Raw genomic sequence first — 23,743 nt, 5'->3', positions numbered from 1 at the left:
GATAACATCTATGATTATATCAATAGGCATAGATGTTATTTAACACAAAGGCGCACGAAGTTTAACCCGATCCTGACAGTCCTCTCTTATGCTGGTGAAGTACAAAAGAAGTCCATGGGAGGGTTCAACCAACATGTCACAGATCCAGCTCAACCGCAAAAGAATGCTTGCCGCGCTTCTCGTCGCGGCCACCGCGCTTGCGACGTCAGCCTGCGGCAACAATGGCGAAGCCGACGGCAACGCCTCGCCCACCTCTTCCGCCTCCGACACCTCGTCCGAAGGCGCCGCGCCTTCGGCCTCTCCAAGCGACAGCCCCGCGCCGTCCAAATCGGACGAGCCCCTTGTCGTTTATCTGAACGACTTCGACGAGATCATCAAACCCATGTTCGAAGAAGCGACCGGGTACAAGCTCGAGCTCGTCACGGGCAACGGCGCCGAGATCTCCTCGCGCCTCGAAGCGGAGAAGGGCAACCCGCATTGGGACGTCGTCTGGATGGACGCCATGCCCACGATCAACCAGATGGGCAAATCCGGCCAGCTGCTGGAAGGCTGGACGCCGAGCGATCTCGGCAACCTGACCGACTTCGCCAAGTCGCTGGTGCCCGCCAATCTCTCCTACTTCCCGACCGGCGCCCACGCGGCTTCCGTCATCGTCTACAATACGAAGGCCTTTAACGCGGATACCGCGCCGAAGACGTGGGCCGATCTGGCAGACGCCAAGTTCAAGGGCACCGTCGGCATGGCCGACCCGGCCGTGGCCGCGCCCGCGTATCCGTTCGTGGCCTGGTTCTTCCAATCTCAAGGGATGGACGGCGGCAAGGCGTACTTCGAAAGCTTGATCAAAAACGGCCTGCGCGTCTACCCCAAAAATCCGAACGTCGCCAAAGCGCTGACCGGCGGCGAGATCAAGGCTGCCGCGCTTCAGGAGAGCAACGCCTACGCCCTGAAAAACGCGGGCGAGCCCGTCGACATCGTTTGGCCGGCTGAAGGCGCGCCCGCTTCGGTCCGCGTAGCCGCCATTCAAAAGAACACGAAGCATGCCGACGCGGCCAAGGCGTTCGTTGAATTCCTGCTGGATTCGAAGACGCAGCAGTCACTGATCGAAAACGGCGAGGAGAGTTACTTCCAGCCGTCCGCCAAGGACGTCGCCGCGAAGCAGGACCGTTCTCCGGACGCGAAGCTTGTTGTCGCGGAAGCCGACTGGGCCGGTGAGCATGAGGGCGAAATCAAGCAATGGTTCGCCGACCAAGCGGTGAAGTAAGCGATGCTACGCTCGTTTGCGGGCAGGAACCGGATGGGCTGGCTCGTGCTGGCCGTCCTGTTCCTGCTTATCCTGCTTCCGCTGACCGCCGTCGTCATCCAGGTGCTGCTGCCCGGCGTCTTTTTCGGCCAATGGGTCATCGGCGATCTTTCGCTGCTCCTCGACGTATTCCGCAGGCCGCTCTGGCGGGTCTCGCTCCAGCATTCGGTTACGCTCGGACTGGGCACGACGCTGCTCGGCACCGCCCTGGGCATCGCGCTCGCCATGGTGCGGGCCCGCTGGACGTTCCCGACGGCGCGCTTGCTCGATATGACCGTTTGGCTGCTCATCATCACGCCGTCCTTTATCCTGGCGCAGGGCTGGGTCATGTTCGCCTCCGCCGACGGCATCGCGGCGCAGTGGTTCGGCTGGACGGGGCTGCACCGGCTCGTCTTTACACCGGCGGGGCTCATCGCCATCATGACGCTCAGCAAATTTCCGCTTGCTTATTTGACGGTCTATACGGCTCTCGAGTGGAAGGTCGAACGCCTGAGCGAAGCGGCCCGGCTGTCCGGAGGCTCGCCGTGGACCGTGTGGCGCACGATCCAGGCGCCGCTGCTGCTGCCCGCCTTCTTCTCCGGCGCGATGCTCGTCTTTATGGATACCGTCGGAGACTTCGGACTGCCCGCTTCCATCGCGACCGTATTCCGTTTCCCGACGCTGCCTTATTCCATTTACACCGCGTTGTACACGTCGCCGATCCGCTTCGATATGGCCGGCGCGCTGTCCTTTTACCTCGTTCTGCTCATCGCGCTCGCCATGAGCGTCCAGCTGTACGCGATGCGCAAAAGCCGGTTCGACTTCCTGTCCGGCCGCGCCACCCGAGCCAATGCCCGTAAGCCCGTCAAAGGCGCCTCGATTCTGGTCGTCTGCAACGTGGCGTTTCTGGCCGTCGTGCTCGGCATTCCTTTCGGCTCCAATCTGCTGATGTCCGTCACCGGCAACGGCGGCGGCATCACGTTGAAATATTATCGCGCCCTGTTCGCGGGAGACGGCAATCTGGCCAGCGGTTTAGCGCATTCGCTCGAGATCGCCGCGGTGGCGGCCGTCATCGGCCTCGTCGTCGGCTTCCTGGTCGCCTATGTGCTCACCTACTCGCAGTTCAAGCTGCGCAAAGCGATCGACGTCATCTCGCTGGTCTCGCTCGCCGTCCCCGGCATCGTGCTCGGCATCGGCTACATCTTCATCTGGAACCAAAAGTGGCTTCAGTCGATCGGACTGCTGCTGTACGGCACGCCATGGATTCTGATCCTCGCCAGCGTGGCGGGCGCGATCCCCGTCATCACGCGGGTCGTCGTCGGCGCGATGGCTAAGGTGCCGCAGCAGCTGCTCTCCGCCGCCCAGGTACAGGGCGCCACGTTCCGTCAGCGGGTCGCCACCGTTCTCGCGCCGTTGATCAAGAGCGCTCTGCTCTCGGCCGCGCTGGCCGCCTTCGGCGCGAGCGTATTCGATCTCGCCATCGCTTCGGTCCTGTATCCGCCGAATTTCATGACGCTGCCCGTGGTCATCAACAAAGCGTTCGAAAACCTGAAGTTCAGCTATGCCGCGGCGGCGACGCTGACCGGCGGCGGCATCGTCATCGCCATCATCGTCGCGCTGGAGCTGTTGTTCAAGCCCAAGAAACGATCAAGGAGAGCTTCCATATGACTCCCATTCTAGAAATCGAACGCCTCGGCAAGTCCTATGGCGCCCAATACGCGCTCCGGGAAATCAGCTTCGCCGTTCACCCGGGCGAAATCATCAGCGTGCTCGGCCCTTCCGGCTGCGGCAAGTCGACCTTGCTCCAGCTGATCGCGGGGCTGGCGCAGCCGGATGCGGGAGAAATCCGGCTGCGCGGGACGACGGTCGCCTCCGCCGCCCGCATGGTCCCGCCGGAGAAACGCCGGATCAACATGGTGTTCCAGGACTACGCCCTATGGCCGCACATGAGCGTCTACGAGAATATCGCGTACGGGCTTCGCAGACAGCGTACGCCGAACGCGGCGATCCGGACCAAGATCGCCGAGCTCGTCCAATTGCTGCGTCTGCAAGGCCTGGAGGAGCGTGTGCCTCCCCAGCTGTCCGGCGGCCAGCAGCAGCGCGTGGCGATCGCGCGGGCGCTGGCGACCCAGCCCGACCTGCTCCTGCTCGACGAGCCGTTGTCCAATCTCGACATGCGGCTGCGGATCGAGATGCGGACGGAGATGGCTTATCTGTTCCGCCAGCTCGGGACGACGGTGTTCCACGTGACGCACGATCCGGACGAAGCGTTCGCGATGGCCGATCGGCTCGTCATCATGCGCACGGGCGCGATCGACCAGATCGATACGCCGCAGACCTGCTACCATCGTCCCGCCACCCGCTCCGCGGCCATGCTGCTGGGCGCCGGCAATCGCCTCGTCGGTCAGCCGGCGAGCTCGGACAGCCGCCCCTCGATCCGGATCGGCGGCGCGACGCTCGCGGGCATCGCTCCCGGCGCTGCGCCGGGAGATTCGGCGCCGCCGGCGGAGCTGCTCTTCCGCCCGGATGCGGCCGTCTGGCAGGCCGCGTCCGACGTCGGGGACGCTGCGGCCGCAACGCGGCTAGAGACTGCCGCCGCAGCGGAATCCGCCGCGGACGCCCATCCTCCGCTGTTCGATGCGGCCCCGCTTCCCTCCGCGAACCGACTGCCGGTCGTCATCGTTCACAGCGTGTTCGAAGGGAAGCGCTGGCGCGTGCTCGCGAACGCAGAGGACGGCCAAAAGCTGAGCTTTCTGCACGATGCCATGCTGGAGTCCGGCCGCCGGGGAAGCCTCCTCCTCCCCGTCGCCGATACGTTCCTCTATCCGCCCGAATCCTGAAAGGTTGGTCGCCATGTCAAGACTATTCGCGATTTCCGACATCCATGGACATGTCGAAGGTGCCCGACGCCTGTTGGAGTACGCCCGTTATGCGCCCGACACGGACACGCTCGTCCTGCTGGGAGACTTCATCGATCGCGATCCCGCTTCTTGGAAGTCGCTGGCCTATATCCGCTCGCTAGCCGACCAAGGCGCGATCGCGATCGCGGGCAATATGGAACGGCATATGCTCGAATCCGTCCGCAAGGATCCGTCGCTGTCGGCAGCGTTCGCCGAGGATCTTCGCTTTCTTTCCGAGCTGCCGCTCTATTTCAAGCAGGAGCCCTACTTGTTCGTTCATGCCGGCATCCGCCCGGGCGTATGCCTGGAGCAGCAATCCGGCGCGGACCTCACGGGAATCCGCCAGGATTTCTGGGGCAGCGATGCCCGCCTCCCCTGTACCGTCGTCTTCGGCCATACGCCCACCCGACAGATCGGAGCAAAGCCCGGCGAGCTATGGCAAGGCCTCGATCGGCTCGGGATCGATACGGGCGCCAAGCACGGATTGCGCCTCACGCTGGTGGAGCTGACCGGGCGTCTCGCCTACTCCTGCACGACGAGCCTTTCCGATCTGTACGGCGATCTCCGCATGGACCGGTTCGCTTGAGGCAACCAAAAAGGTCCCGCTTTCTTCTAACGAGGAAGGCGAGACCTTTTTCTGTACAAAAAGAAATCCCCTGCCGCCCTCCGCAAAGTGAAGGGGCAGGGGATTCCGTATGCCAGTCCGATTACTCGGTGGTGTAAGGCAGCAGAGCCATTTGGCGGGAGCGCTTGATCGCTACCGTCAGCATGCGCTGATACTTGGCCTTCGTACCGGTAACGCGACGCGGAAGGATCTTGCCGCGTTCGCTGATGAACTTGCGGAGCAAGTCCAGATCCTTGTAATCGACGTGAGTAATCTTGTTTACCGTGAAGTAGCAAACTTTGCGGCGCTTGTTGCGACCGCGGCGGAACTTGCGGGGCTCGCGTTGTTCGCGGCCTTCTCCGCCCCCACGGTTCTCGCGAGGAGCACGCTCTTCACGAGCCGCTGGTGCTGCTTGTTGTTCGCTCATTTATTCTCCGTCCTTTCCTGCCTTAGAATGGCAAATCATCGTCCGATATATCAATCGGTCTGCCGTCATCGGCGAATGGATCCGCGTTGTTCCCGCTGCTTCGAGATCCGGAATTGCGGTTCGTGTTGCCGCCGCCATATCCGCCACCGCCGTTTCCGCCGGCGTTGCCGCCGCTGTTGCCTCCGCCGTACTCGTCCCGTCCGGCCGATCCGCTTTCGCGGTTCGGGGATTCGAGGAAGCGCACGTTGTCGGCGATGACTTCGGTCACGTAGACCCGGCGTCCTTCGTTATTCTCGTAGTTGCGCACTTGGATGCGGCCTTCTACGGCGGCCAGGCGGCCTTTCCGAAGGTAATTCGCGCAAGTCTCGGCCAGTTGGCGCCAAGTTACGATCGGGATGAAGTCCGCCTCGCGTTCGCGTTCTCCTCCGCCGGAATCCCGGGAGAAGGGGCGGTCGACAGCCAGCGTAAATTGGGCTACGGCCACGCCTGCAGGCGTGTAACGAAGCTCGGGATCCTTGGTTAAGCGTCCGATCAGAATGACACGGTTCAACATTGTCGGTTCCCTCCCACGCATAGACGACTCAAACGGCGTTGTCCGCCGGTCTGTCCTGTGCTGCTTAAGCTACGTCGCGTACGACCATGTGACGAATGACTTCGTCCGAGATCTTCAGTACGCGCTCCAACTCGGTCACTACGTCAGGCGTAGCGGCGAAATGGACCAGCACATACGTCCCGTCGCGGTGCTTGTTGATCTCGTAAGCGAGGCGTTTCTTGCCTTGTACCTCGTGCTTCGTGATCTCTCCGCCGTTCGCGATGATGCCTTGGAATTTCTCCACGACAGCTTGAACGGTTTCTTGTTCCACGTCCGGACGGATGATGTACATCAACTCATAGTTGCGCATCTTCCGTTCACCTCCTTTTGGTCTTTGGCCCCCCGCTTTGCATACCGTTGGAACCTGTCCACGGCCGAGGAGCAAGGAGTATGCATTGAATTGCATACCTAAATACTTTATCACACTGGGCGGAATACCGCAAGGAAATTCCCGCAACACTAAGGCCCGGGAGGTGATCAGCAATGGGCGAGCAATCCGAATTCGAACCGGGCGACCGTGCGCCGAACGACGGCGAATACATCGAGATCGGCGAGGCTTCTTTCCATACCGGTATTCAAAATCCGAAGCGCATCACGCTCTCGCGCGGCGACCGTTTTCCCGAGACGTCGAACCATCGGCGCAAGTGGAAAAAATTCAATCAGTAAGGGCGCATAAGCCGAGCCGAGTCGGGTCATTCTATTTATCGGCGACGAACAGAGAGGTGTGGTTCCATTGAACCATTGTAGGCAACAGCCGAAAGAAGACGCGTTCCAGACGGAGTAGGAAGCGAGGCGTTGTGCTAAAGACACCTGTCTGTAACACACAACATCGCGTAAGCGATCCGAGTACCGAAGCGCTGGCGCAAGGGCGAGCCTGACGCTGGTCGTCACGGCAGCATTGCGCACGAACAGCAACGTTGGTAACGATTAGACTTCGACTTCCAAGTAACGTCGCCCGGAGGGCCCCGATGTGGGCCCTTCGTCATCTTTTCGGACCTTGGCTCCTTTTGCCGCGCGTACCCGTCACCGCCACTCGTCTGTCCTTTCTCCAAGACTTGGGCGGCACCGCGGTTTGAAGGTGCCTTTCAAAATATGGTACCCTTAAAGAAAGACCGCACACGAGAAAGGGGCTGGCCAGATGAACCACTTCGCACATTCCCGGAAGCTGATGTCTGCGCTCGGCCTGCTCTGGGTAGTCGTGCTGCTCTACGCCTTTCTGCACCCTTCGGTTCCGGGCAACTATCAGATGTCCGCGTTCCAGCCGCATCACGCGCACGCTTCCGAGATGGAGCGCGAGGTCGGCCCGCACCAATCCGACGGAGGCATCCACAAGATGGAGCGCAGAGTAACGCTGCCCTTGCTCGTCTTCGCCATGCTCTTCGCACTCGCGAAGCTCATCGTCCTTATCCCTTCCCCTACCACGAATACGGCCAAGTTCGATTACCTGATCCGCCGTATCCGGCTGCTGCTGCCCCTCAAATTTACCTCAACCTTCGTGGATGTTCGAGCCGAACTCGTTCGTCTTTCTTAATCCATTTCCACGGAGGTATCCCGACTATCATGAACATCCGCGAATCCGATCTGCCGGGCATCGGCAGAAAGTATCAACTGCAAGCGCGCTCCGGCGACAAGCTGGTCGTCATCATCCATGACGACGGACGCCGCGAGTTTTACCACTTCGACCACGAGGACCCGGCGACAGCATCTCCACGGTTTCGCTCGACGACGACGAGGCGCGTCTGCTCGCCGCGATCGTGGGCGGCATGACCTACAAGCCCAAAGCGCTCGAGACGATTGAGGTCGCCCTGGACGATCTGATCATCGAATGGTACAAAGTCGAGCCGGGCGCCAAAGCCATCGGCCGCACCGTCGGCGAGCTCGACATCCGTCAGCGCACCGGCGCTTCGGTGATCGCCATTGTCGAAGCGAGCGGGGAAAAACGCATCGCTCCGGGTCCGGAATGCACCGTCAAAGCCGACGCCACCTTCGTCGTGGCCGGAGACCGTCCCAGCTTGAAAAAGATCAAAACCCTGCTTTCCAACGGGGGTGATTGATCGGAATGGATCATATGGTACTTGAAGTCGGGCTTGCCATCGCGTTGATTGCGGCGGCAGGGCTGATCTCTTCAAAGCTCCGTTTTTCGGTGGTTCCCTTTTATATTTTGATCGGCATGGCCGTAGGCCCCCACGCCCCCCATTTCTGGCATTTGGACTTCCGCTTCATTCACAGCGAATCGCTCATCGAATTTATGGGCCGGATTGGCGTGCTTTTCCTACTGTTCTACCTGGGCCTGGAATTCTCGGTCGGCCGGCTCGTAAAGTCGGGACGTTCCATCGCCGTCGGCGGGTCGATCTATATCGGCATCAACTTTACGCTCGGCATCCTGTTCGGCTGGGCCGTCGGCATGCCCTTCATGGAGATGCTCGTGATCGCGGGCATTACGACGATCTCTTCAAGCGCCATCGTGGCCAAAGTGCTCGTCGACCTCAAGCGAACGGCCAATCCGGAGACCGAGATGATCCTCGGCATCATCATGTTCGAGGACGTCTTCCTGGCCGTGTACTTGTCTATCCTCTCGGGGCTCGTGCTCAGCGGCTCCACGTCCCTTGTCGGCATTCTCACCTCCGCCGGGATCGCGCTCGGCTTCATGCTCGCTCTCTTGATTCTCGGCCGCAAGGCTGTCCCCTTGTTGAACCGCGCCCTTAACATTCGCAGCAATGAGCTGTTCGCGCTCGTGGTGTTCGCAGGCTTGTTCCTCATCGCCGGCCTCTCGGAGACGGTGCACGTCGCCGAAGCGATCGGCGCCCTGCTGTTCGGGCTCATCATCGCGGAAACGGAGCATATGAAGCGCGTCGAGCATCTCATCCTGCCATTTCGCGACTTTTTCGGCGCTTTGTTTTTCTTCGGCTTCGGCCTCACGATCGATCCGCTCGCGCTCGGCGGGGCGGTTTGGCTGTCGCTCGGCGCCGTCGTCCTGACGCTGATCGGCAATTTCGCGGCCGGCATGCTCGCGGGACGCAGCGCGAAGCTGTCGCCCAAGGCGTCCGCCAACATCGGCCTTACGATCGTCTCGCGAGGGGAATTTTCCATTATCGTCGCCAACATCGGCAAAGCGGGCGGCCTGCTCGCCATCTTGCAGCCCTTTGCGGCGCTGTACGTCTTAATCCTGGCGATCCTGGGCCCCCTGCTCACCAAGGAGTCCAAAATGATCTTCAAGCTGCTGAACAAGGTCATGCCGATGGACCGGCGTGAGCGCGCCAAGTCGCCCCAGCCTCCGCCGGGGTGAATCCCCTGCCTCATCCCGCGTCGACCGCCAAGTACGTGCGCGGTGCGTCTGACGGCGGAATTGAGGCTGCCTCTTGCTACCGTGCGCGCTCGCTCGCTTGACATTCGAGCGGCGCCCGCCGGGGCGTCGCTCCTCTAGGAGGGGTAGCATGGATCTACGATGGAAGTCTTACGGCGGTCTCGGCACCTTCGGCTCCCGGATGCTCCGCCTCGGATCCGGCGCCTGGACCGCTTCGGCCGGCCTGGAGTTGTTCTTGTTCCCCCATGGCATCTTCGTGGGCGGCGCCTCCGGATTTGCCTCACTGCTAGGAGGCGTCGCAGGCATCCGTCCGGGCATCTGGCTCGCCGTCCTGAATCTGCCGCTGTTCCTCATCATGTATCGCCATTCGCCGAATAAGGAACGCCTCTGGGCGCTCTACGCGCTCGGCATGTTCTCCCTCGCGGCCTCGGTGCTGCATCCGCGTCCGGCGCTGACGGAGCATCCGCTGCTGGCCGCAGCCTTCGGCGGCATTTTCTTCGGCATCGGCGTCGGGATCGTCCTGCGCGGCGGCGCCATCCTGGACGGCATCGCCTCGCTGCTTCCGGCTCTGCCCGGCCTTCGCAGCCGTGGCATGCCGCGCAGCCGCCCAAGTGCAGTCGCAGGGATGCCTGGCCGCCCGTCCGAATCGCCCGTCCCCCCGGTCCCGCGCTTCCTGCTGAGCAGCCGCACCGCGATCGCCTTCAATATCGGGCTGCTAAGCGTGTGCTGGTGGCTGTTCGGCCTCGAGGCGGCCTTCTATTCGCTGCTCGCGGTGGTGGCCGCGTCGCTCGCGATCGGGACCGGCGCGGCCGGGCTGTCCGCCGGCAGAGCCGCGTGCGTGAAGAGCGCCCGCACGGGCGCGATCCGGCGGGCGCTGGCCGACGAGCTCGGCCTGGAGCCGCTGTGGACGGCGGACGACGCGGCCGTCTACCCGGTCTACCGCATCGACGCCGTTCGGCTCGCCGCCATCGCCCGCGGCATCGATCCCGACTGCGACGTCGAGATCGGGCCGCAGCGGCGGTTCCAACCACCGGTGACAGACATGAGCCGCGATATGGAGCGGTAGGAAAAGTGAATATTCGAATCGCACAAAAAGCTGCGCAGAGCGTGTCTCCTGCACAGCTTTTTTCTGTCCTCCATGAACTCGGTTACGCAATTCTTAGAGGGCGTCTCCCCCTTTCCGTGTTATAATTTGGATGATTTTTAGTTAGCGATCCATTCATCCGAAACGTATGGTCTTGGGGGTGAACGAATGGAATCGAAAGAGCTGCGCAGGTTGGGCGTCTTGATGTTTATCGCGGCCGCCGTCGTCTTCACCATGGAACGGGTGAGTTCGATTATCGCGCGGAGTCGCGAATACGTCATATTAATCGAGCAGCACTGGACGGGGCGCGGACCGGATACCCCGTTGCCGGGATTTTGGGACAACGGATTCGTCCCGGTGCTGACGATTGCGGGGACTATCTTATTTCTATTCAGCTTTCTGAAAGACTTTGAGAAAATGAGATCCAATCGCTAACGCACCCGCTACAAGGCAGTTAACCAGGAAAAGTGCCCCGGATCCCTGAAACGAAAAAAAGCGCGCCTGCCGGCCGTAGAGGATTCTCTAATCCCCCTGCCGCGGGCGCGCTCTCTTGCATTACCCTAATCTGTACGGTTGCCGCAATGAAAAACCTCCTGCATCATCTCAACGCAGGAGGTCGGTATCGGTTAGGGCGCGGAGGAATCCGCGCTCTTATGTATGGAAATCAGTTGGCGTTCTTATTTCACGCTGTAGTGGCGGAGAGGGTGGGATTCGAACCCACGCACGCCTTGCGACGCCTAGATGATTTCGAGTCAACCCCCTTGGACCACTTGGGTACCTCTCCGCAGCAAGTAGTATCATATCATACATTGGGACAGACTGCAACTGGAAATCCGCAACCTAAATTTCCTCTGCGGGAGCCTGCCCTTCTTCCGCCGAACGTAGCACTTTCTTCAAGCTTTTCTCGAACTTGACCCGAGGCAGCAGAATGCTGTGCTTGCACTTCACGCACTTGATCCGGATGTCCATCCCCATGCGGATAATTTCCATCTCGTTGGCGCCGCACGGATGCTGCTTCTTCATCTGCACGATATCCCCGAGCTGAAACTCCTTTTTTTCCACCGTTTATCCCCCCGTTCGCTCCAGCGCTTCCGCCGAGTAATAGCGCGGATTGCCCGCCGCTTCGAACGCCTTCTTGATCTCCGCGTTCAGGCGTCGGGAAACGGCCGTTTGCTGGTTGGGCCGGCACAGCACCGTCAGCCGCAGCACCAGATCGGCGCCCATCGATTGGATGCCAAGCACCTCCGCAGGCCCGATGGCGTTCGCGTCTTCGAACTTGGCGGCCACGCCGCGAACGACTTCCGTCACATGGTCAAGCTGTTCCGTCCCGGGCACCGATACGTCCACGACCGCGAGCGAATTGTTCACCGAGAAGTTCGTGACGTCGGCGATATTGCCGTTCGGCAAAATGAACACCTCGCCGGTCCAGCTGCGGATCCGAGTCGCCCGCAGGCCGATCATCTCGACCGTCCCCCTGAACTTGCCGCTAACCTCAATGACGTCTCCGACGGAGAAGTGATCCTCCAGGATGATGAAAAACCCCGTGATGACGTCCTTCACCAGGCTCTGTGCGCCAAAGCCGATCGCGAGGCCCAACACACCGGCTCCGGCCAGGAGAGGCGCGAGATTGATATGGAACTCGCTTAGGATGAGCAGCACCACGACGAAGTTAATGACGTAGGCCGCCGTGTTCTTCAGCAGCTTGCCGACCGTCTGCACCCGCCGGGTACGGAGCTTCAGCCGCTTGGAGGCGCGGACATCCATCAGATGGTCGACCAGCCGGTTAATGACGATGCGGGCGATCCGGCTGAAGATCAGAATGAGGAGGATGCGCAGAAACACTTTCAGCACGTTCATCCACATATCGGTATCGCTTACCGAATCCCAGATGTCTTGTATAAATTGTTCCCAGAGATGGGCTTTGTTCTCGATCAGACTCAAGGCCATACCCTGCATCCGCTCCCCGCCGATCATCCGTTTCCCCTCCGTCATTCCCGTCGTTTATCGGATTTGCTCGTAACCCTCCGCCCCGTCCAAGGGCCGGAACAAGCCGCGTATTTCTACTTTCTCCTCTTCGATGACCTGCACGACATCAGCCAGTGCATCGGCGGGAAATTCGATCGACAAGGCGCAGCCCGCCGTGATCTCCTTGGGCGTCGGCCTTATATCAATCTCGATGTCCGCGTATTCGAGCAGCATCTCCGCCCGCAGCGCCTGCTGGGTCGAATCGAACGCAATCAGGATCGACGCCATCCATCTCTTCCTTCCCGAATCGATAGCCTAGTTGGCCTCAAGGTCCGTAATGATCTTAGACGAGCCAGCCAAGGAGGGGTGAAACGGATCCTTTCTGGTTCGCGAAGTATAAATGCCCCGCCCCGTCCATATACTAGTAACATTCCATGGGAGGAGGCGAAGCAGGCGAATGAATGGCGCTTGGGAGAAACGGCCCGGCTCCGCGCACGAAGCGGCCGCGCTCTCTTTAAAGATTCCTTATAACGAACCTTCCGTTACACAGCGCATCACGCAACGGCTCGAGAGCCATCTCGCGCATCTGTCCCCGGAGCGCCGCATCGTCGTCGTCTGCGTCGGCACCGACCGATCTACCGGCGATTCGCTCGGCCCCTTGGTCGGGAGCACGCTTGCTCGCGAGCAGAACGCGATGTTCGACCTGTACGGCACGCTTGATGAGCCTGTCCATGCTATGAACTTGAGCGACACGCTGCTCAAGATCATGCGGACGTCCCGTCAGCCTTTCGTGATCGCGATCGACGCTTGCCTCGGACAAGTCTCCAGCGTCGGCTGCATCCAGCTCGGCTCCGGTCCGGTAAGGCCGGGTGCCGGCGTGAACAAGGATCTGCCGCCTGTCGGCGACATCCATATGACCGGCATCGTGAACGTCGGCGGCTTTATGGAGTACTTCGTTCTTCAGAATACCCGTCTTAATCTCGTGATGAAGATGTCCGAAGTTATCGCGCAGTGTCTGCTCTCGGCCATCCGCAATACGCGCGATGCCGTTATTCCTTTTGCATGGCCTGAGTAATGGCGGTCTTCTCTTCGGGGGACAGCATGTAGGCGGATTGCCCTTTGTCCAGCGGTTTCGCGTACAAGAACGCCTGCTCTCGGCTATGGATCCCGGTGATGACGACCCCGTCCTGCTCGTCGTTCACGATCGCGATCGAAAAGCTCAGATCGCTGCCTTGATCCGAAAAAGCGTTAAACCGGTGAACGCCGACCCGCCCTTTGAGCGCGGTGAGGCGTTTGTCTTGTTGCAGGAAGCGATTGTCTTGATGACTCTGCTTGGACTCTACTTCTCCAAGTCTGTGGTGCAAAACGTCCAACACATCCTCCAGCTGCGTGACGCCGGTCTCGCCTACCAACTTCCGGTGCGATTTGCGCAGCTTCGACAGTCTCGACGTCAAAGCGATAACCCAAATCAGCACGATCAGCAGCAGCAGCCCTTCGCCGGCCACGATGCCCAACCATATATTTTCATCCCAATTCACGCTTGTCTCCCCCAAAGTTCTGTCTTGCGTTTGGCGCCCGCGTTCCGTTTCCTATTTGACGCCCGTTTAACCGCGCAGCGTCTCGCCGATCTCCCTGACGGCGGCAATCAGAGATACGATGTCCGATTCCTGCGTAAAATATCCCGCGCTGGCGCGTACCGCCCCGGTTTCCAAAGTCCGGGCGCTCTCGTGGCCGAGCGGCGTGCAATGGAATCCCGAACGGACGGCGATGCCGAACTGCCGGTCCAGCAGAAACGCCGTCTCGGACGGGTCGATCCCCTCCATGACGAAGGAGACGATCGCGGTGCGCTCCACCGACGAGTCCGGCCCCAGGATGCGCAGTCCCGGCAATTCGCTTAGGCCCGCCATCAGTTGGCGAGTGAGCGCCAGTTCCTTGGCATGGATGCGCTGCACCGTTTCGGACAACACGAACTTCACGCCTGCGGTTAATCCGGCGATGCCGACCGTGTTCGGCGTCCCCGCCTCGTAGCGGTCCGGACGCACGGCTGGCTGATCCGGATCCTCGGATCGGCTGCCCGTCCCTCCGTAGAGGAGCGGCTCGAGATCGAGATCCGGATGGATATAGAGACCGCCGGTTCCCTGCGGGCCGAGCAAGCCCTTGTGTCCCGGGAAAGCGAGCAAGTCGACGTTCATCGCGTTCACGTCGATATCGAGCACACCCGCGCTCTGCGCCGCGTCGACCAGAAGCCGTGCGCCCGCCTTCTTCGCGATCTCGCCGATGTCTCCGATCGGCAGGATCGTGCCCAGCAGGTTAGAGCTGTGCGTGGCCGCGATCAGCTTCGTCGTCGGGCGGATGGCTTCCCGCAGCGCCGCCGGATCCAGCACGCCGCGCTCGTCGGTCGACACGTATGTAACCTCGATTCCGAGTCTGCGCTTCAGCGCCTCCAACGGACGCCGGACCGAGTTGTGCTCGACCGACGTGGAGATCGCGTGGTCTCCCGGCTTCAGCAGCCCCTGGATCGCCATATTCAAGCCATGCGTCGTGTTCAGCGTAAAGGCGATATCGTTCGGGTTGGGGATGCGAAACAATCGGGCGAGCGCCTTGCGCCCTTCGAATAGCACGCGGCTGGCGCGCACCGCCATCTCGTGGCTGCCTCTCCCCGGATTCGCGGCGGCTTCCCTCATGCAGCGCTCCATCGCCTCCAGAACGGTCGGAGGCTTCGGCCAAGAGGTGGCCGCATGATCCAGATAGACGATCGGTCGATTGCTCATAGCTGCCCCTCCATCTATCGTCAAAGCTCATCTTTTCTATCGTCAAACAAGCTTCTTCGCGGCGATTGGCACAGGTCTTTCCCGTCTTGCACTTCGGCTGCCGGCAAGGCTCCCGAATCGATAAAATGCCGTATGATCAAGGATAGCATACCTAAGTTTAAACCTTCCCCAGGAAGATTACAACTCAGGTATGCTATCGGGAGAGTCGCAGATTAGGCGTTTGCTTGGAGAATTTCTAGCAGACGTTCGAGGTCGTTTTTGCCGTAATAGGCCAGTTCGATCCGGCCTTTTTCTTTGTTCGGCTTGATCCGCACGGTCGTCTGGAATCTCTCCCGCAGCGTCTCTTCGATTTGCTCTAGATAAGGGTCTCGTTTTTTGGCTTTGGGCTTCGCCTTGGTCCCCTTCACATTCGCATCCGTTTGCTGAACCGCATCCTCCAGCTCGCGGACGCTCCAATTTTGCTGGACGGTCAGCTTGGCCAGCTCTCTGCGCTTGTCGTCCTCCTTGATGCCGGCGATCGCTCGCGCGTGCCCCATGGACAATGTTCCACGTGAAACATGCTCCTTGATCTCGTCCGGCAGCGCCAGCAAACGCAAGAAATTCGCGATGTGCGACCGCGACTTGCCGACCTTGAGCGAGAGCTCCTCCTGGGTCAAGGAGAATTGGTTCATAATCGCCTGATACGCGATCGCGACTTCAATGGCATTCAGGTCTTCGCGCTGCACGTTCTCGATGAGCGCAATCTCCATGACCTGCTGGTCGCTATAGGAACGGACGACGGCGGGAATCGTCGGATTGCCCAGCAGCTGGGAAGCGCGGAACCGCCGCTCGCCCGCGATGATCTCGAAGCCGCGGAGCGCCGTCCGCACGATGATCGGCTGGATGACGCCGTGCTCGCGAATCGATTCGGCCAATTCCTTGATCGCTTCGTCGTCGAACGTTTTGCGAGGCTGATAGGGGTTGGCGCGCAGTTGCGCCAATGGGATCTCTACAATTTTGTCGTCTTCCTTGATCGACAGGGACGTGATGAGCGCGTCGAGTCCCTTACCTAGCCGCTTGCTCATACGTAATCACTTCCTTCGCCAGCTCGAGATACACCTCGGCGCCTTTTGATTTCGGATCGTACGTGATGATGGACTGACCGTGTGATGGCGCTTCGCTCAGCCGGACATTACGCGGAATCACCGTCTGGTACACTTTTTGCTGGAAATACTTTTTCACTTCTTCGATGACTTGGATGCCGAGATTCGTGCGCGCGTCGAACATCGTCAGGAGCACGCCTTCGATCTGCAGCGAAGTATTCAGATGCTTTTGGACGAGTCGGATCGTATTGAGCAGCTGACTGAGTCCCTCAAGCGCGTAGTATTCGCACTGGATCGGAATGATGACCGAATCGGACGCCGTGAGCGAGTTGATCGTCAGGATGCCGAGCGACGGCGGGCAATCGATCAGGATATAGTCGAATTCGTTGCGTACCATCGCCAATGCCTTTTTGAGGCGCACTTCACGGGAGATGGTCGGGACCAGCTCGATCTCCGCGCCGGCCAGCTGGATGGTTGCCGGAATCAACTTGAGATTCGGCAGCCCCGTATCCACGATGGCTTGCTTCGGATGGATATCGTTGATGAGTATGTCATAGATGCAATATTCCACGTCGGCCTTGTTGATTCCGATGCCGCTCGTCGTATTGCCTTGGGCGTCGATGTCCACGATGAGCACTTTGCGCCCGAGCGTGGACAGACAAGCGCCAAGGTTGACGGCGGTCGTCGTCTTCCCGACACCGCCCTTTTGATTGGCAATGGCAATTATTTTGGACAAACCGTTCACCTCATTGTTGACTACCTCGCCGGCGGTGCCGCCGACGCTGCGCGTATCCGTGCGCCCGCCCGGCGGGTGGGAGACGGCACTGTGTTATGCCTGTACTCCGCTTTAGTTGCGCTTAGGGATCTGGATGATGATTTCGATGTGGTCGTCGCAGTCGCGCTCGCTGGACTTGATCGGGATGCCCGATCCGGTTACCATGTCCACGGACTGGCGAATCGTGTTCAGCGCAAGGCGCACGTCCTTGGTGAAGGAGATCCGCTTGGCCCGCGCAGGCTTGCTCGCTTCCAGCAGGAAAGCGACCCGCGTCTCGGTCTGCTTAACGTTCAGCTCTTTGTCGATGATCTCCTGCAGGAGCTTCACCTGCATCTCTTCGTTCGGCAGCGCGAGCATCGCCCGTGCATGGCGTTCCGTGATCTTGCGCTCCATGAGCGCGGACTTCACGGCTTCGCCTAGCTGCAGCAACCGGATCTTGTTGGCAATCGTCGACTGGCTCTTGCCGAGCCGCTGAGCCAGACTCTCCTGGGTCAGCTGGTGCAGGTCGATGAGCCTCTGATAGGCGATTGCTTCTTCGATCGCCGTCAGTCCTTCGCGCTGGAGGTTCTCGATCAGCGCCATCGAGGCGGCTTGAGAGTCGTTAATCTCGCGTACGATCGCCGGGATCTGTTCCATTCCGAGCTTCGTGACGGCGCGCCAACGTCGCTCGCCGGCGATCAGCTCGTACTTGCCGTCGCGAACGCGTACGACAATCGGCTGAATGATGCCGAGCGTCTTGATCGTTTGGCACAGTTCGTCGATCCGGTCATCGTCAAATACCGAGCGCGGTTGGTACGGGCTCGGCACGATATCCGCAACGGGTATTTGTCTAACTTCTTCCTGTCCGCTCCGATCGGTCAATCCGAAGATACGTGACAATGGTGACAATGGTTCTCTCATCTCTTCTATCCCACCACGTTTGTCTTATAGAATGGTCAATAGGGCTCCGTAGCGACGAAAAAGCGCCGCCATTTCACGCCTCCGAGGCGCATATGCGGCACGTCGATTTGCTCATTGGTATATATTCGATATGCGCGACGCGATTCCTGCTTTTGAAAATACTTTCATCTAGCACTTCGCTATTTAAATAGAAGAAACAAGTCCAACGACAAACAATCGCGACTCGATCGTGCCGGCGCGCTCGATCGTCAGCCGATCAAACGGAAATCCTGACGGATCGACAGCCGTAAACAAAAAATGTTCCACGTGAAACATGGTTGTCGTCATCGAGCGACAGGAAGATGTTCCACGTGAAACATGGATAGACATTTTGCGTGCTTCTGGCGGGCAGGCTTAGCTGCCGCTCAGCAGAGGCGTCTTGAGCGGAATGCCCGCCTTGCGGGGATACGCTTTGGGCGTCGCCGCCGTCTTTTCGATTACGACCAACTGACGTTCGGACTGCTCGATTGGCAGCGACAGACGCTTCGCCTCGCGAAACCGTCCTTTCAGCTGCCCGAGACTGTACTTGCTCTCTGCGATCTCCTCCGACGGGTCCGACCCCTTCATCGCGATGAACAGACCGCCCGGCTTGGCGAAAGGCAGGCAAAGCTCGTTCAGTCCGGCGAGCCGGGCGACAGCCCGCGCCGTCACAATGTCGTAGCGGTCGCGGTGGGCTGGCAGTCGTCCGACGTCTTCCGCCCGGCCATGGATTAACGCGACGTCTTCGAGCCCCAGCTCAGCGACAACCGCTTCGAGGAAACGGATACGCTTGGCGAGCGAATCGACGATGGCGATGCGGAGCGACGGGAAGGCGATTTTGAGCGGAATCGACGGGAAACCCGCGCCCGAGCCGATGTCCGCGAGCGTTGCGGCCTTCTCCGCCTCCGGGACGAGCGAGACGGTGAGCGAGTCGTAGAAGTGCTTCTCGTAGACCGCCTCTCGCTCCGTGATGCCCGTCAGGTTCATTTTCTCGTTCCACTCCACCAGCATCCGGTAATACGCCTCATAATGCTCCAACTGACGGTCCGACAGATCGATGCGGATCCCGGCGGCGAACGTCCGGAACCGCTGCTGCAATTCATCCATCATCCGCTTTGCCGCGCCGTCGAAACCCGGTTATATTGTTCCAGATGGACGAGGAGGATCGACAGATCGGCCGGCGTCACGCCCGAAATTCGCGATGCCTGCCCGATCGACAGCGGACGGATCTGGGCGAGCTTCTGCTTGGCCTCCGTCGCCAGGCCATGGATGCCGGCGTAGTCGATGTCGTCGGGGATTTTCTTTTTCTCCATTTTCCCCAACCGTTCGACCTGCTGCAGCTGCTTCTCGATATAGCCGGTGTACTTGATCTGAATCTCGACTTGTTCCTTCATGTCGTCCGTCAGTTCGACGGGCGAAGGCGACAGCCGCGCGAGAAACGCGTAGGTCACTTCCGGTCTGCGCAGCAGCGTAACGCCGTCCACCGTGTTTTGCAGCGGCGCCGATCCGCTCTCGGCGAGCATCGATTGAACCGCTTCGTCCGGCTTGAATTTCGTTTCCTTCAGGCGCGCGATCTCCTCGTCGACGAGGCGCTTCTTGTCGAGGAACTTCGCATGACGCTCTTCCGAGATGAGGCCGATCTCGTAGCCGAGCGGCGTAAGACGCAGATCGGCATTGTCGTGGCGAAGCAGCAGCCGGTATTCGGCGCGAGACGTCAAGAGACGGTACGGCTCGTTCGTGCCCTTGGTCACGAGATCGTCGATCATGACGCCGATATAGCCCTGCGAGCGATCGATGATAACCGGTTCGCGTCCTTGGGCTTTGCGGGCCGCGTTGATGCCGGCCATGATGCCTTGGCCGGCCGCCTCCTCATAACCCGAGGTGCCGTTGATTTGCCCTGCCGTGAACAAGTGCGAAACGACCTTCGTTTCCAGCGACGGCCACAGCTGCGTCGGAACGACCGCATCGTACTCGATGGCGTAGCCGGTGCGCATCATTTCGACTTTCTCCAGCCCCGGAATCGAGCGCAGAATTTGCAGCTGCACATCCTCGGGCATGCTCGTAGACAGCCCTTGAACGTAGTACTCCTTCGTATTCCGGCCTTCCGGCTCCAGGAAGATCTGATGCTTTGGTTTGTCGGCGAAGCGGACGATCTTGTCTTCGATGGACGGGCAATACCGCGGGCCCGTGCCCTCGATCGCGCCGGAAAACATCGGCGCGCGGTGCAGGTTGTCATTGATGATCCGATGCGTTTCCTCGGACGTGTACGTCAACCAGCACGGGAGCTGGTCGCCCGCTTGCTCGGCATATTCGGTCTCGTAGGAAAAGTACTTCGGCTTGTCGTCGCCGGGCTGGATTTCCGTCTTGCTGAAGTCGATCGTGTCTTGGTGCACGCGCGGCGGCGTTCCGGTTTTGAAGCGAACGAGCTGCAGCCCCTGCTGGCGCAGCGACTCCGACAGCTTCACGGACGGCTGCTGGTTGTTCGGACCGCTCTCGTACATCAACTCGCCCATGATCACTTTGCCGCGCAGATAGGTGCCGGTCGTCAGCACGACCGTCTTCGCCCGGTACTCCGCCCCCGTCTTCGTGACGACGCCGCGGCATACGCCGTCTTCGACGATCAGCTCTTCGGCCATTCCCTGCCTCATCGTCAGATGGTCCTGCTTTTCGATCGTTTCCTTCATCGTATGCTGGTACAGAAATTTGTCGGCTTGCGCGCGCAGCGCATGCACGGCCGGGCCTTTGCCCGTATTCAGCATCCGCATCTGGATGAACGTCTTGTCGATGTTGCGTCCCATCTCCCCGCCGAGCGCGTCGATCTCGCGCACGACATGTCCTTTGGCCGGACCGCCGACCGACGGATTGCAGGGCATGAACGCCACCATATCGAGATTAATCGTCAGAAGGAGCGTCTCGCTCCCCATCCGCGCGGCCGCGAGCGCCGCTTCGCAGCCCGCATGCCCGGCGCCGATGACGATAACGTCATATTCTCCCGCCAAGTATCCCATTCGTCTTTCACCCTCCTTGGTCTTCCTCATTTGCCCAGACAGAATTTCGAGAAAATCTGATCCAACAGCGATTCTCCGACAGAATCCCCGACGATCTCCCCCAAAACCTCCCATGCCGACGCGATGTCGATCTGAATCAGATCGACGGGAATGCCGTCGTCCGCCGATGCGATCGCATCCTCCAGCGATTGCTTGGCACGATGAAGGAGCGAAATGTGGCGAACGTTGCTCACGTAGGTCAGATCGCCGGATTCGATGGCGCCGCCGAAAAACAGCTTCGACACCGCCTTCTCCAGCAAGTCGATTCCCGTCCCCTCCCGCGCTGAGATCGACACGATCCGCTCTTCGGGGTAGCGGCGCGTAACTTCCTCCATGTCGAGACGCGCTTCGAGGTCGGTCTTGTTCAGCACGACGATCGTCGAACGGTCCCGCAGCTCCTCAAGGAGCTGCAGCTCGTCTTCGTGCAGCGGTTCGTGCCGATTCAGCACGAGAAGGATCAGATCGGCGTCCCCGAGCGCGCCGCGCGAGCGTTCGACGCCGATCCGTTCGACGACGTCTTCCGTCTCCCGAATACCGGCCGTGTCGAGCAGCCGCAGCGGAATGCCCGACAGCGTCACCGACTCTTCGACGATATCCCGCGTCGTCCCGGGAATATCCGTTACGATCGCTTTGTTGTCGCGCGCGAGTGCGTTCAGCAACGACGACTTGCCCGCGTTCGGACGTCCGACGATCGCCGTGACGATTCCTTCGCGCAAAATTTTGCCTTCGTTCGCAGTCTGGAGCAGCCGTTCGACCTGATTCAGCACCTGCCGGCACGTATCCCGGATGACGCCGGCCGTCACTTCGGCCACGTCGTGCTCGGGATAGTCGATGTTCACTTCGACATGCGCCAGCAGTTCGATCAATTGCGCCTTGAGCGGCGTAATCTCCTTCGACAGCGCTCCCTCCGCCTGCTTGCGCGCGACTTGGAACGCCTTGTTCGACTTCGAACGGATGAGATCGATGACCGCCTCGGCCTGCGCGAGGTCGATCCGCCCGTTCAGGAACGCGCGCTTCGTAAATTCGCCCGGCTCCGCCATCCGCACGCCGCTGCGCAGCAGCAGCTCCAGCACGGATTGAACGGCGACGATGCCCCCGTGCGCGCTGATCTCCACGACGTCTTCCGCGGTGAACGAGCGTGGACCTTTCATCACCGTGACCAACACTTCGTCGAACACCTCTCCGGTGCCCGGATCGGCGATCCAGCCATAATTCACCGTATGCGTCTGGACGTCCCGCAAATTCGTCTTCGACTTGAACAGCGGCGCGACGCGCTCGACGGCATCGGGCCCGCTGACGCGCACGACCGCGATGCTGCCTTCTCCGAGCGCGGTCGCCACCGCGGCTATCGTATCTTCGTTCATGGGTGCTCCCTCATTTGGCCATCTACGCTTAGGCTTTCCATTCCATGAAACAAGTAAAAACGGATTCGCCGGCCGCTGCCTGGGCGAATACGTTTTTAGCGGGAAGCTTGCGCGAGGTTCTAAGACGATTCAAAAAAAACGCAATGCTCCGCGTGCGGAATCCATTGCGTAGTGCAGATTGTTTTACTTGAGTGCAATGACGATGCAGCGATTCGGCTCGTCGCCCTGGCTATAAGTCCTTACCTGCGGATGCGATTGCAGCCGCGCATGGATGATCTTGCGCTCGAGCGAGCTCATCGGCTCCAGCACAATATCCTTCTTCGTTCGGATGACCCGCGACGCCATCCGCTCCGACAGCGACTCGAGCGTCTGCCGCCGCCGCTCGCGGAACTGCTCGGCGTCCAGCACGATCTTCAGATGACGATCGGAGTGACGGTTGGCCACGATGTTCGTCAAATACTGGAGCGCGTCGAGCGTCTGCCCCCTGCGGCCGATCAGGATGCCGAGATCCGTTCCGTTCAAGTTGATGCGGACCTCGTCCTGCGTCTCAATCCGTTCCATCGTCACCTTCGTATTCATCGACTCGGTCACTTCTTCGAGAAACTGGATCGCTTCGTCCACCCCGTCGGGCAACAGCTCCAGCTCGACCTTCGCTTCCTTGACGCCGATTAGCCCGAACAGCCCTTTGCTGGGCTGTTCGAGCACGGTGACCTTGACGCGGTCTTCGCTTGTTCCGAGCTTAGCGAGACCGTTTCTTATTGCCTCCTCCACTGACTTTCCGCTTGCCGTTGCCGTTGCTGCGAGCTTTTTCATCAGGAATGGCCTCCTTGCCGTTACCTTCCGGTTTAGGCTTGCGTCCATACATGAAATAGTTCTGCACAATGGTGTAGATGTTGCTGTAAATCCAGTACAGCGGCAGCGCGGCCGGGAACGAGAGGGCCATGACGAAGATCAGTACCGGGAAGATGAACATCAGGCCCTTCATGGCGGCCATCTGCTGCGACTGCTGCGCGGACATCATCTTCGACTGGATAAACGTCGTCAGTGCGGCGACAACCGGCAGGATATAGTAAGGGTCCGGAGAACCCAGCTTTAGCCACATGAACGTATGCTCGCGGACTTGCTCGTTGACCGTGATCCCGCGGTACAGCGCGATAAAGATCGGCATCTGGATTAAAAGCGGCAAGCAACCCGCCAGCGGATTGACCTGGTGTTCCTGGTAAAGCTTCATCATTTCTTCCTGCTGCTTGCGGGTGTCGTCCTTGTGCTTCTCCCGGATCTTCGCCATCTCGGGCTGCAGCTTCTGCATCGCCTTCGTGCTCTTGTACTGCTTGATCATGAGCGGAAGGATGATCGTGCGGACGATCACCACGAGCACGAGGATGGACAAGCCGTATTCGCCGTTGAACCACTCGGCGAACTTGTCCAGCATCAAGGAGAACCAATAGACGACGTTGGAATCCCACCATCCGCCGTTTTTCAGGCCCTCGGTCGTCGTCGTATGGGTGTTCGGCGTACACCCGGACAATAGCAACATCATGGCGATCAAAGAGCCGGTGATCAGCCACCCTTTGCGGTTTCGCAACAAACTCCAAAACTCCCCTCTACATCAATAACACGGAGCGGTTGTC

Annotated in this window: 26 protein-coding genes, 1 tRNA gene and 1 pseudogene; 11 read left to right on the top strand and 17 right to left on the bottom strand. The window is 60.1% G+C overall.

Annotated elements, in window-relative coordinates; all coding sequences use genetic code 11:
* Positions 1-133: 133 nt before the first annotated feature.
* The 4 genes from LKX83_RS27320 to LKX83_RS27305 are packed head-to-tail and all read left to right on the top strand — an operon-like array spanning position 134 to position 4,765.
* On the top strand, positions 134-1,261 hold the full coding sequence (locus tag LKX83_RS27320; protein ID WP_227886008.1) for an extracellular solute-binding protein: 1,128 nt from the start codon (positions 134-136) through the stop codon (positions 1,259-1,261).
* Positions 1,262-1,264: 3 nt separating this feature from the next.
* Complete coding sequence (locus tag LKX83_RS27315) at positions 1,265-2,947, top strand: ABC transporter permease (RefSeq protein WP_227886007.1); 1,683 nt, start codon at positions 1,265-1,267, stop codon at positions 2,945-2,947.
* Positions 2,944-4,119, top strand: coding sequence for an ABC transporter ATP-binding protein (locus LKX83_RS27310; RefSeq protein ID WP_227886006.1), 1,176 nt, complete (start codon positions 2,944-2,946; stop codon positions 4,117-4,119). The genes LKX83_RS27315 and LKX83_RS27310 overlap by 4 nt, the downstream gene beginning before the upstream one ends.
* 13 nt (positions 4,120-4,132) lie before the next feature.
* Positions 4,133-4,765, top strand: a complete 633-nt coding sequence (locus tag LKX83_RS27305; protein WP_227886005.1) for a metallophosphoesterase — start codon at positions 4,133-4,135, stop codon at positions 4,763-4,765.
* 121 nt (positions 4,766-4,886) lie between these two features.
* On the opposite strand, the gene rpsR is transcribed toward LKX83_RS27305, so the two are convergent.
* The 3 genes from rpsR to rpsF form a co-directional block, all read right to left on the bottom strand.
* Positions 4,887-5,210, bottom strand: a complete 324-nt coding sequence (gene rpsR, locus LKX83_RS27300; RefSeq protein ID WP_227886004.1) for a 30S ribosomal protein S18 — start codon at positions 5,208-5,210, stop codon at positions 4,887-4,889.
* A 22-nt stretch (positions 5,211-5,232) separates the two neighbouring features.
* Positions 5,233-5,763, bottom strand: coding sequence for a single-stranded DNA-binding protein (gene ssb / locus LKX83_RS27295; RefSeq protein WP_227886003.1), 531 nt, complete (start codon positions 5,761-5,763; stop codon positions 5,233-5,235).
* 64 nt (positions 5,764-5,827) lie between these two features.
* Positions 5,828-6,112 (bottom strand): 30S ribosomal protein S6, encoded by a 285-nt coding sequence (rpsF, locus tag LKX83_RS27290; protein ID WP_227886002.1) that lies wholly within the window; start codon positions 6,110-6,112, stop codon positions 5,828-5,830.
* Positions 6,113-6,285: 173 nt separating this feature from the next.
* Between rpsF and LKX83_RS27285 the strand changes: the two genes are divergently transcribed.
* The 6 genes and pseudogenes from LKX83_RS27285 (at position 6,286) to LKX83_RS27260 (ending at position 10,625) form a co-directional block, all read left to right on the top strand.
* Complete coding sequence (locus LKX83_RS27285; RefSeq protein WP_227886001.1) at positions 6,286-6,468, top strand: YjzC family protein; 183 nt, start codon at positions 6,286-6,288, stop codon at positions 6,466-6,468.
* 472 nt (positions 6,469-6,940) lie between these two features.
* The gene (locus LKX83_RS27280) at positions 6,941-7,333 is read left to right on the top strand and encodes a hypothetical protein (protein ID WP_227886000.1); all 393 of its coding nucleotides are present in this window, start codon (positions 6,941-6,943) and stop codon (positions 7,331-7,333) included.
* A gap of 29 nt (positions 7,334-7,362) precedes the next feature.
* Positions 7,363-7,856, top strand: a pseudogene (locus tag LKX83_RS27275) (cation:proton antiporter regulatory subunit).
* A 5-nt stretch (positions 7,857-7,861) separates the two neighbouring features.
* Entirely contained in the window at positions 7,862-9,088 is a 1,227-nt protein-coding gene (locus LKX83_RS27270) for a cation:proton antiporter (protein ID WP_227885999.1), read from the top strand.
* 148 nt (positions 9,089-9,236) lie between these two features.
* Entirely contained in the window at positions 9,237-10,172 is a 936-nt protein-coding gene (locus LKX83_RS27265) for a YitT family protein (protein WP_227885998.1), read from the top strand.
* A 186-nt stretch (positions 10,173-10,358) separates the two neighbouring features.
* Positions 10,359-10,625: a hypothetical protein gene (locus LKX83_RS27260; RefSeq protein ID WP_227885997.1), complete on the top strand. Its 267-nt coding sequence runs from the start codon at positions 10,359-10,361 to the stop codon at positions 10,623-10,625.
* Between the two features lie 258 nt (positions 10,626-10,883).
* Here LKX83_RS27260 and LKX83_RS27255 read toward each other — a convergent pair.
* The 4 genes from LKX83_RS27255 to LKX83_RS27240 all read right to left on the bottom strand — a co-directional run bounded on the left by LKX83_RS27255 (position 10,884) and on the right by LKX83_RS27240 (position 12,443).
* Positions 10,884-10,974, bottom strand: a tRNA-Ser gene (locus LKX83_RS27255).
* A gap of 56 nt (positions 10,975-11,030) precedes the next feature.
* On the bottom strand, positions 11,031-11,252 hold the full coding sequence (locus tag LKX83_RS27250) for a DUF951 domain-containing protein (RefSeq protein WP_227885996.1): 222 nt from the start codon (positions 11,250-11,252) through the stop codon (positions 11,031-11,033).
* 3 nt (positions 11,253-11,255) lie between these two features.
* Positions 11,256-12,164 (bottom strand): mechanosensitive ion channel family protein, encoded by a 909-nt coding sequence (locus LKX83_RS27245; RefSeq protein ID WP_227885995.1) that lies wholly within the window; start codon positions 12,162-12,164, stop codon positions 11,256-11,258.
* A gap of 27 nt (positions 12,165-12,191) precedes the next feature.
* Complete coding sequence (locus tag LKX83_RS27240; RefSeq protein WP_227885994.1) at positions 12,192-12,443, bottom strand: putative Se/S carrier protein; 252 nt, start codon at positions 12,441-12,443, stop codon at positions 12,192-12,194.
* A gap of 169 nt (positions 12,444-12,612) precedes the next feature.
* On the opposite strand from LKX83_RS27240, the gene yyaC reads away from it, so the two are divergent.
* The gene (yyaC, locus tag LKX83_RS27235) at positions 12,613-13,230 is read left to right on the top strand and encodes a spore protease YyaC (protein ID WP_227885993.1); all 618 of its coding nucleotides are present in this window, start codon (positions 12,613-12,615) and stop codon (positions 13,228-13,230) included.
* On the opposite strand, the gene LKX83_RS27230 is transcribed toward yyaC, so the two are convergent.
* From LKX83_RS27230 to LKX83_RS27185, 10 genes are all read right to left on the bottom strand, one after another.
* Positions 13,205-13,693: a DUF4446 family protein gene (locus tag LKX83_RS27230; RefSeq protein ID WP_227885992.1), complete on the bottom strand. Its 489-nt coding sequence runs from the start codon at positions 13,691-13,693 to the stop codon at positions 13,205-13,207. The genes yyaC and LKX83_RS27230 overlap by 26 nt on opposite strands.
* 66 nt (positions 13,694-13,759) lie before the next feature.
* The gene (locus LKX83_RS27225) at positions 13,760-14,926 is read right to left on the bottom strand and encodes an aminotransferase class V-fold PLP-dependent enzyme (protein ID WP_227885991.1); all 1,167 of its coding nucleotides are present in this window, start codon (positions 14,924-14,926) and stop codon (positions 13,760-13,762) included.
* A 212-nt stretch (positions 14,927-15,138) separates the two neighbouring features.
* Positions 15,139-15,990, bottom strand: a complete 852-nt coding sequence (locus LKX83_RS27220; RefSeq protein WP_227885990.1) for a ParB/RepB/Spo0J family partition protein — start codon at positions 15,988-15,990, stop codon at positions 15,139-15,141.
* A complete protein-coding gene (locus LKX83_RS27215; RefSeq protein ID WP_227885989.1) occupies positions 15,971-16,744 on the bottom strand; it encodes a ParA family protein in 774 nt (257 codons plus the stop codon). The genes LKX83_RS27220 and LKX83_RS27215 overlap by 20 nt, the downstream gene beginning before the upstream one ends.
* Positions 16,745-16,855: 111 nt before the next feature.
* On the bottom strand, positions 16,856-17,683 hold the full coding sequence (noc, locus tag LKX83_RS27210; RefSeq protein ID WP_227885988.1) for a nucleoid occlusion protein: 828 nt from the start codon (positions 17,681-17,683) through the stop codon (positions 16,856-16,858).
* Positions 17,684-18,076: 393 nt separating this feature from the next.
* Positions 18,077-18,808 carry a 16S rRNA (guanine(527)-N(7))-methyltransferase RsmG gene (gene rsmG / locus LKX83_RS27205; protein ID WP_227886022.1) on the bottom strand — a complete coding sequence of 244 codons (732 nt, stop codon included), beginning with the start codon at positions 18,806-18,808 and terminating at the stop codon, positions 18,077-18,079.
* Positions 18,808-20,709: a tRNA uridine-5-carboxymethylaminomethyl(34) synthesis enzyme MnmG gene (gene mnmG, locus LKX83_RS27200; RefSeq protein ID WP_227885987.1), complete on the bottom strand. Its 1,902-nt coding sequence runs from the start codon at positions 20,707-20,709 to the stop codon at positions 18,808-18,810. Before mnmG ends, rsmG begins: the two co-directional genes overlap by 1 nt.
* Before the next feature lie 26 nt (positions 20,710-20,735).
* A complete protein-coding gene (gene mnmE, locus LKX83_RS27195) occupies positions 20,736-22,112 on the bottom strand; it encodes a tRNA uridine-5-carboxymethylaminomethyl(34) synthesis GTPase MnmE (protein WP_227885986.1) in 1,377 nt (458 codons plus the stop codon).
* Between the two features lie 183 nt (positions 22,113-22,295).
* Positions 22,296-22,925 (bottom strand): RNA-binding cell elongation regulator Jag/EloR, encoded by a 630-nt coding sequence (gene jag / locus LKX83_RS27190; protein WP_227885985.1) that lies wholly within the window; start codon positions 22,923-22,925, stop codon positions 22,296-22,298.
* Positions 22,852-23,652, bottom strand: coding sequence for a YidC/Oxa1 family membrane protein insertase (locus LKX83_RS27185; protein WP_227886021.1), 801 nt, complete (start codon positions 23,650-23,652; stop codon positions 22,852-22,854). Before LKX83_RS27185 ends, jag begins: the two co-directional genes overlap by 74 nt.
* Between the last annotated feature and the right edge of the window lie 91 nt (positions 23,653-23,743).

Source organism: Cohnella baijiui, assembly GCF_020731285.1.
Classification (GTDB): Bacteria; Bacillota; Bacilli; order Paenibacillales; family Paenibacillaceae; genus Cohnella.
The sequence above is the reverse complement of the archived record's forward strand: the minus strand, read 5'-3'. Positions and strand labels throughout refer to the sequence as shown.

What these genes read in the sequence shown, in the direction of transcription:
- LKX83_RS27320 (WP_227886008.1), top strand. Translation starts at nt 134, where the DNA reads ATGTCACAGATCCAGCTCAACCGCAAAAGAATGCTTGCCGCGCTTCTC.
- LKX83_RS27315 (WP_227886007.1), top strand. Translation starts at nt 1,265, where the DNA reads ATGCTACGCTCGTTTGCGGGCAGGAACCGGATGGGCTGGCTCGTGCTG.
- LKX83_RS27310 (WP_227886006.1), top strand. Translation starts at nt 2,944, where the DNA reads ATGACTCCCATTCTAGAAATCGAACGCCTCGGCAAGTCCTATGGCGCC.
- LKX83_RS27305 (WP_227886005.1), top strand. Translation starts at nt 4,133, where the DNA reads ATGTCAAGACTATTCGCGATTTCCGACATCCATGGACATGTCGAAGGT.
- rpsR (WP_227886004.1), bottom strand. Translation starts at nt 5,210, where the DNA reads ATGAGCGAACAACAAGCAGCACCAGCGGCTCGTGAAGAGCGTGCTCCT.
- ssb (WP_227886003.1), bottom strand. Translation starts at nt 5,763, where the DNA reads ATGTTGAACCGTGTCATTCTGATCGGACGCTTAACCAAGGATCCCGAG.
- rpsF (WP_227886002.1), bottom strand. Translation starts at nt 6,112, where the DNA reads ATGCGCAACTATGAGTTGATGTACATCATCCGTCCGGACGTGGAACAA.
- LKX83_RS27285 (WP_227886001.1), top strand. Translation starts at nt 6,286, where the DNA reads ATGGGCGAGCAATCCGAATTCGAACCGGGCGACCGTGCGCCGAACGAC.
- LKX83_RS27280 (WP_227886000.1), top strand. Translation starts at nt 6,941, where the DNA reads ATGAACCACTTCGCACATTCCCGGAAGCTGATGTCTGCGCTCGGCCTG.
- LKX83_RS27270 (WP_227885999.1), top strand. Translation starts at nt 7,862, where the DNA reads ATGGATCATATGGTACTTGAAGTCGGGCTTGCCATCGCGTTGATTGCG.
- LKX83_RS27265 (WP_227885998.1), top strand. Translation starts at nt 9,237, where the DNA reads ATGGATCTACGATGGAAGTCTTACGGCGGTCTCGGCACCTTCGGCTCC.
- LKX83_RS27260 (WP_227885997.1), top strand. Translation starts at nt 10,359, where the DNA reads ATGGAATCGAAAGAGCTGCGCAGGTTGGGCGTCTTGATGTTTATCGCG.
- LKX83_RS27245 (WP_227885995.1), bottom strand. Translation starts at nt 12,164, where the DNA reads ATGATCGGCGGGGAGCGGATGCAGGGTATGGCCTTGAGTCTGATCGAG.
- LKX83_RS27240 (WP_227885994.1), bottom strand. Translation starts at nt 12,443, where the DNA reads ATGGCGTCGATCCTGATTGCGTTCGATTCGACCCAGCAGGCGCTGCGG.
- yyaC (WP_227885993.1), top strand. Translation starts at nt 12,613, where the DNA reads ATGAATGGCGCTTGGGAGAAACGGCCCGGCTCCGCGCACGAAGCGGCC.
- LKX83_RS27225 (WP_227885991.1), bottom strand. Translation starts at nt 14,926, where the DNA reads ATGAGCAATCGACCGATCGTCTATCTGGATCATGCGGCCACCTCTTGG.
- LKX83_RS27220 (WP_227885990.1), bottom strand. Translation starts at nt 15,990, where the DNA reads ATGAGCAAGCGGCTAGGTAAGGGACTCGACGCGCTCATCACGTCCCTG.
- noc (WP_227885988.1), bottom strand. Translation starts at nt 17,683, where the DNA reads ATGAGAGAACCATTGTCACCATTGTCACGTATCTTCGGATTGACCGAT.
- rsmG (WP_227886022.1), bottom strand. Translation starts at nt 18,808, where the DNA reads ATGGATGAATTGCAGCAGCGGTTCCGGACGTTCGCCGCCGGGATCCGC.
- mnmG (WP_227885987.1), bottom strand. Translation starts at nt 20,709, where the DNA reads ATGGGATACTTGGCGGGAGAATATGACGTTATCGTCATCGGCGCCGGG.
- mnmE (WP_227885986.1), bottom strand. Translation starts at nt 22,112, where the DNA reads ATGAACGAAGATACGATAGCCGCGGTGGCGACCGCGCTCGGAGAAGGC.
- jag (WP_227885985.1), bottom strand. Translation starts at nt 22,925, where the DNA reads ATGAAAAAGCTCGCAGCAACGGCAACGGCAAGCGGAAAGTCAGTGGAG.
- LKX83_RS27185 (WP_227886021.1), bottom strand. Translation starts at nt 23,652, where the DNA reads ATGATGTTGCTATTGTCCGGGTGTACGCCGAACACCCATACGACGACG.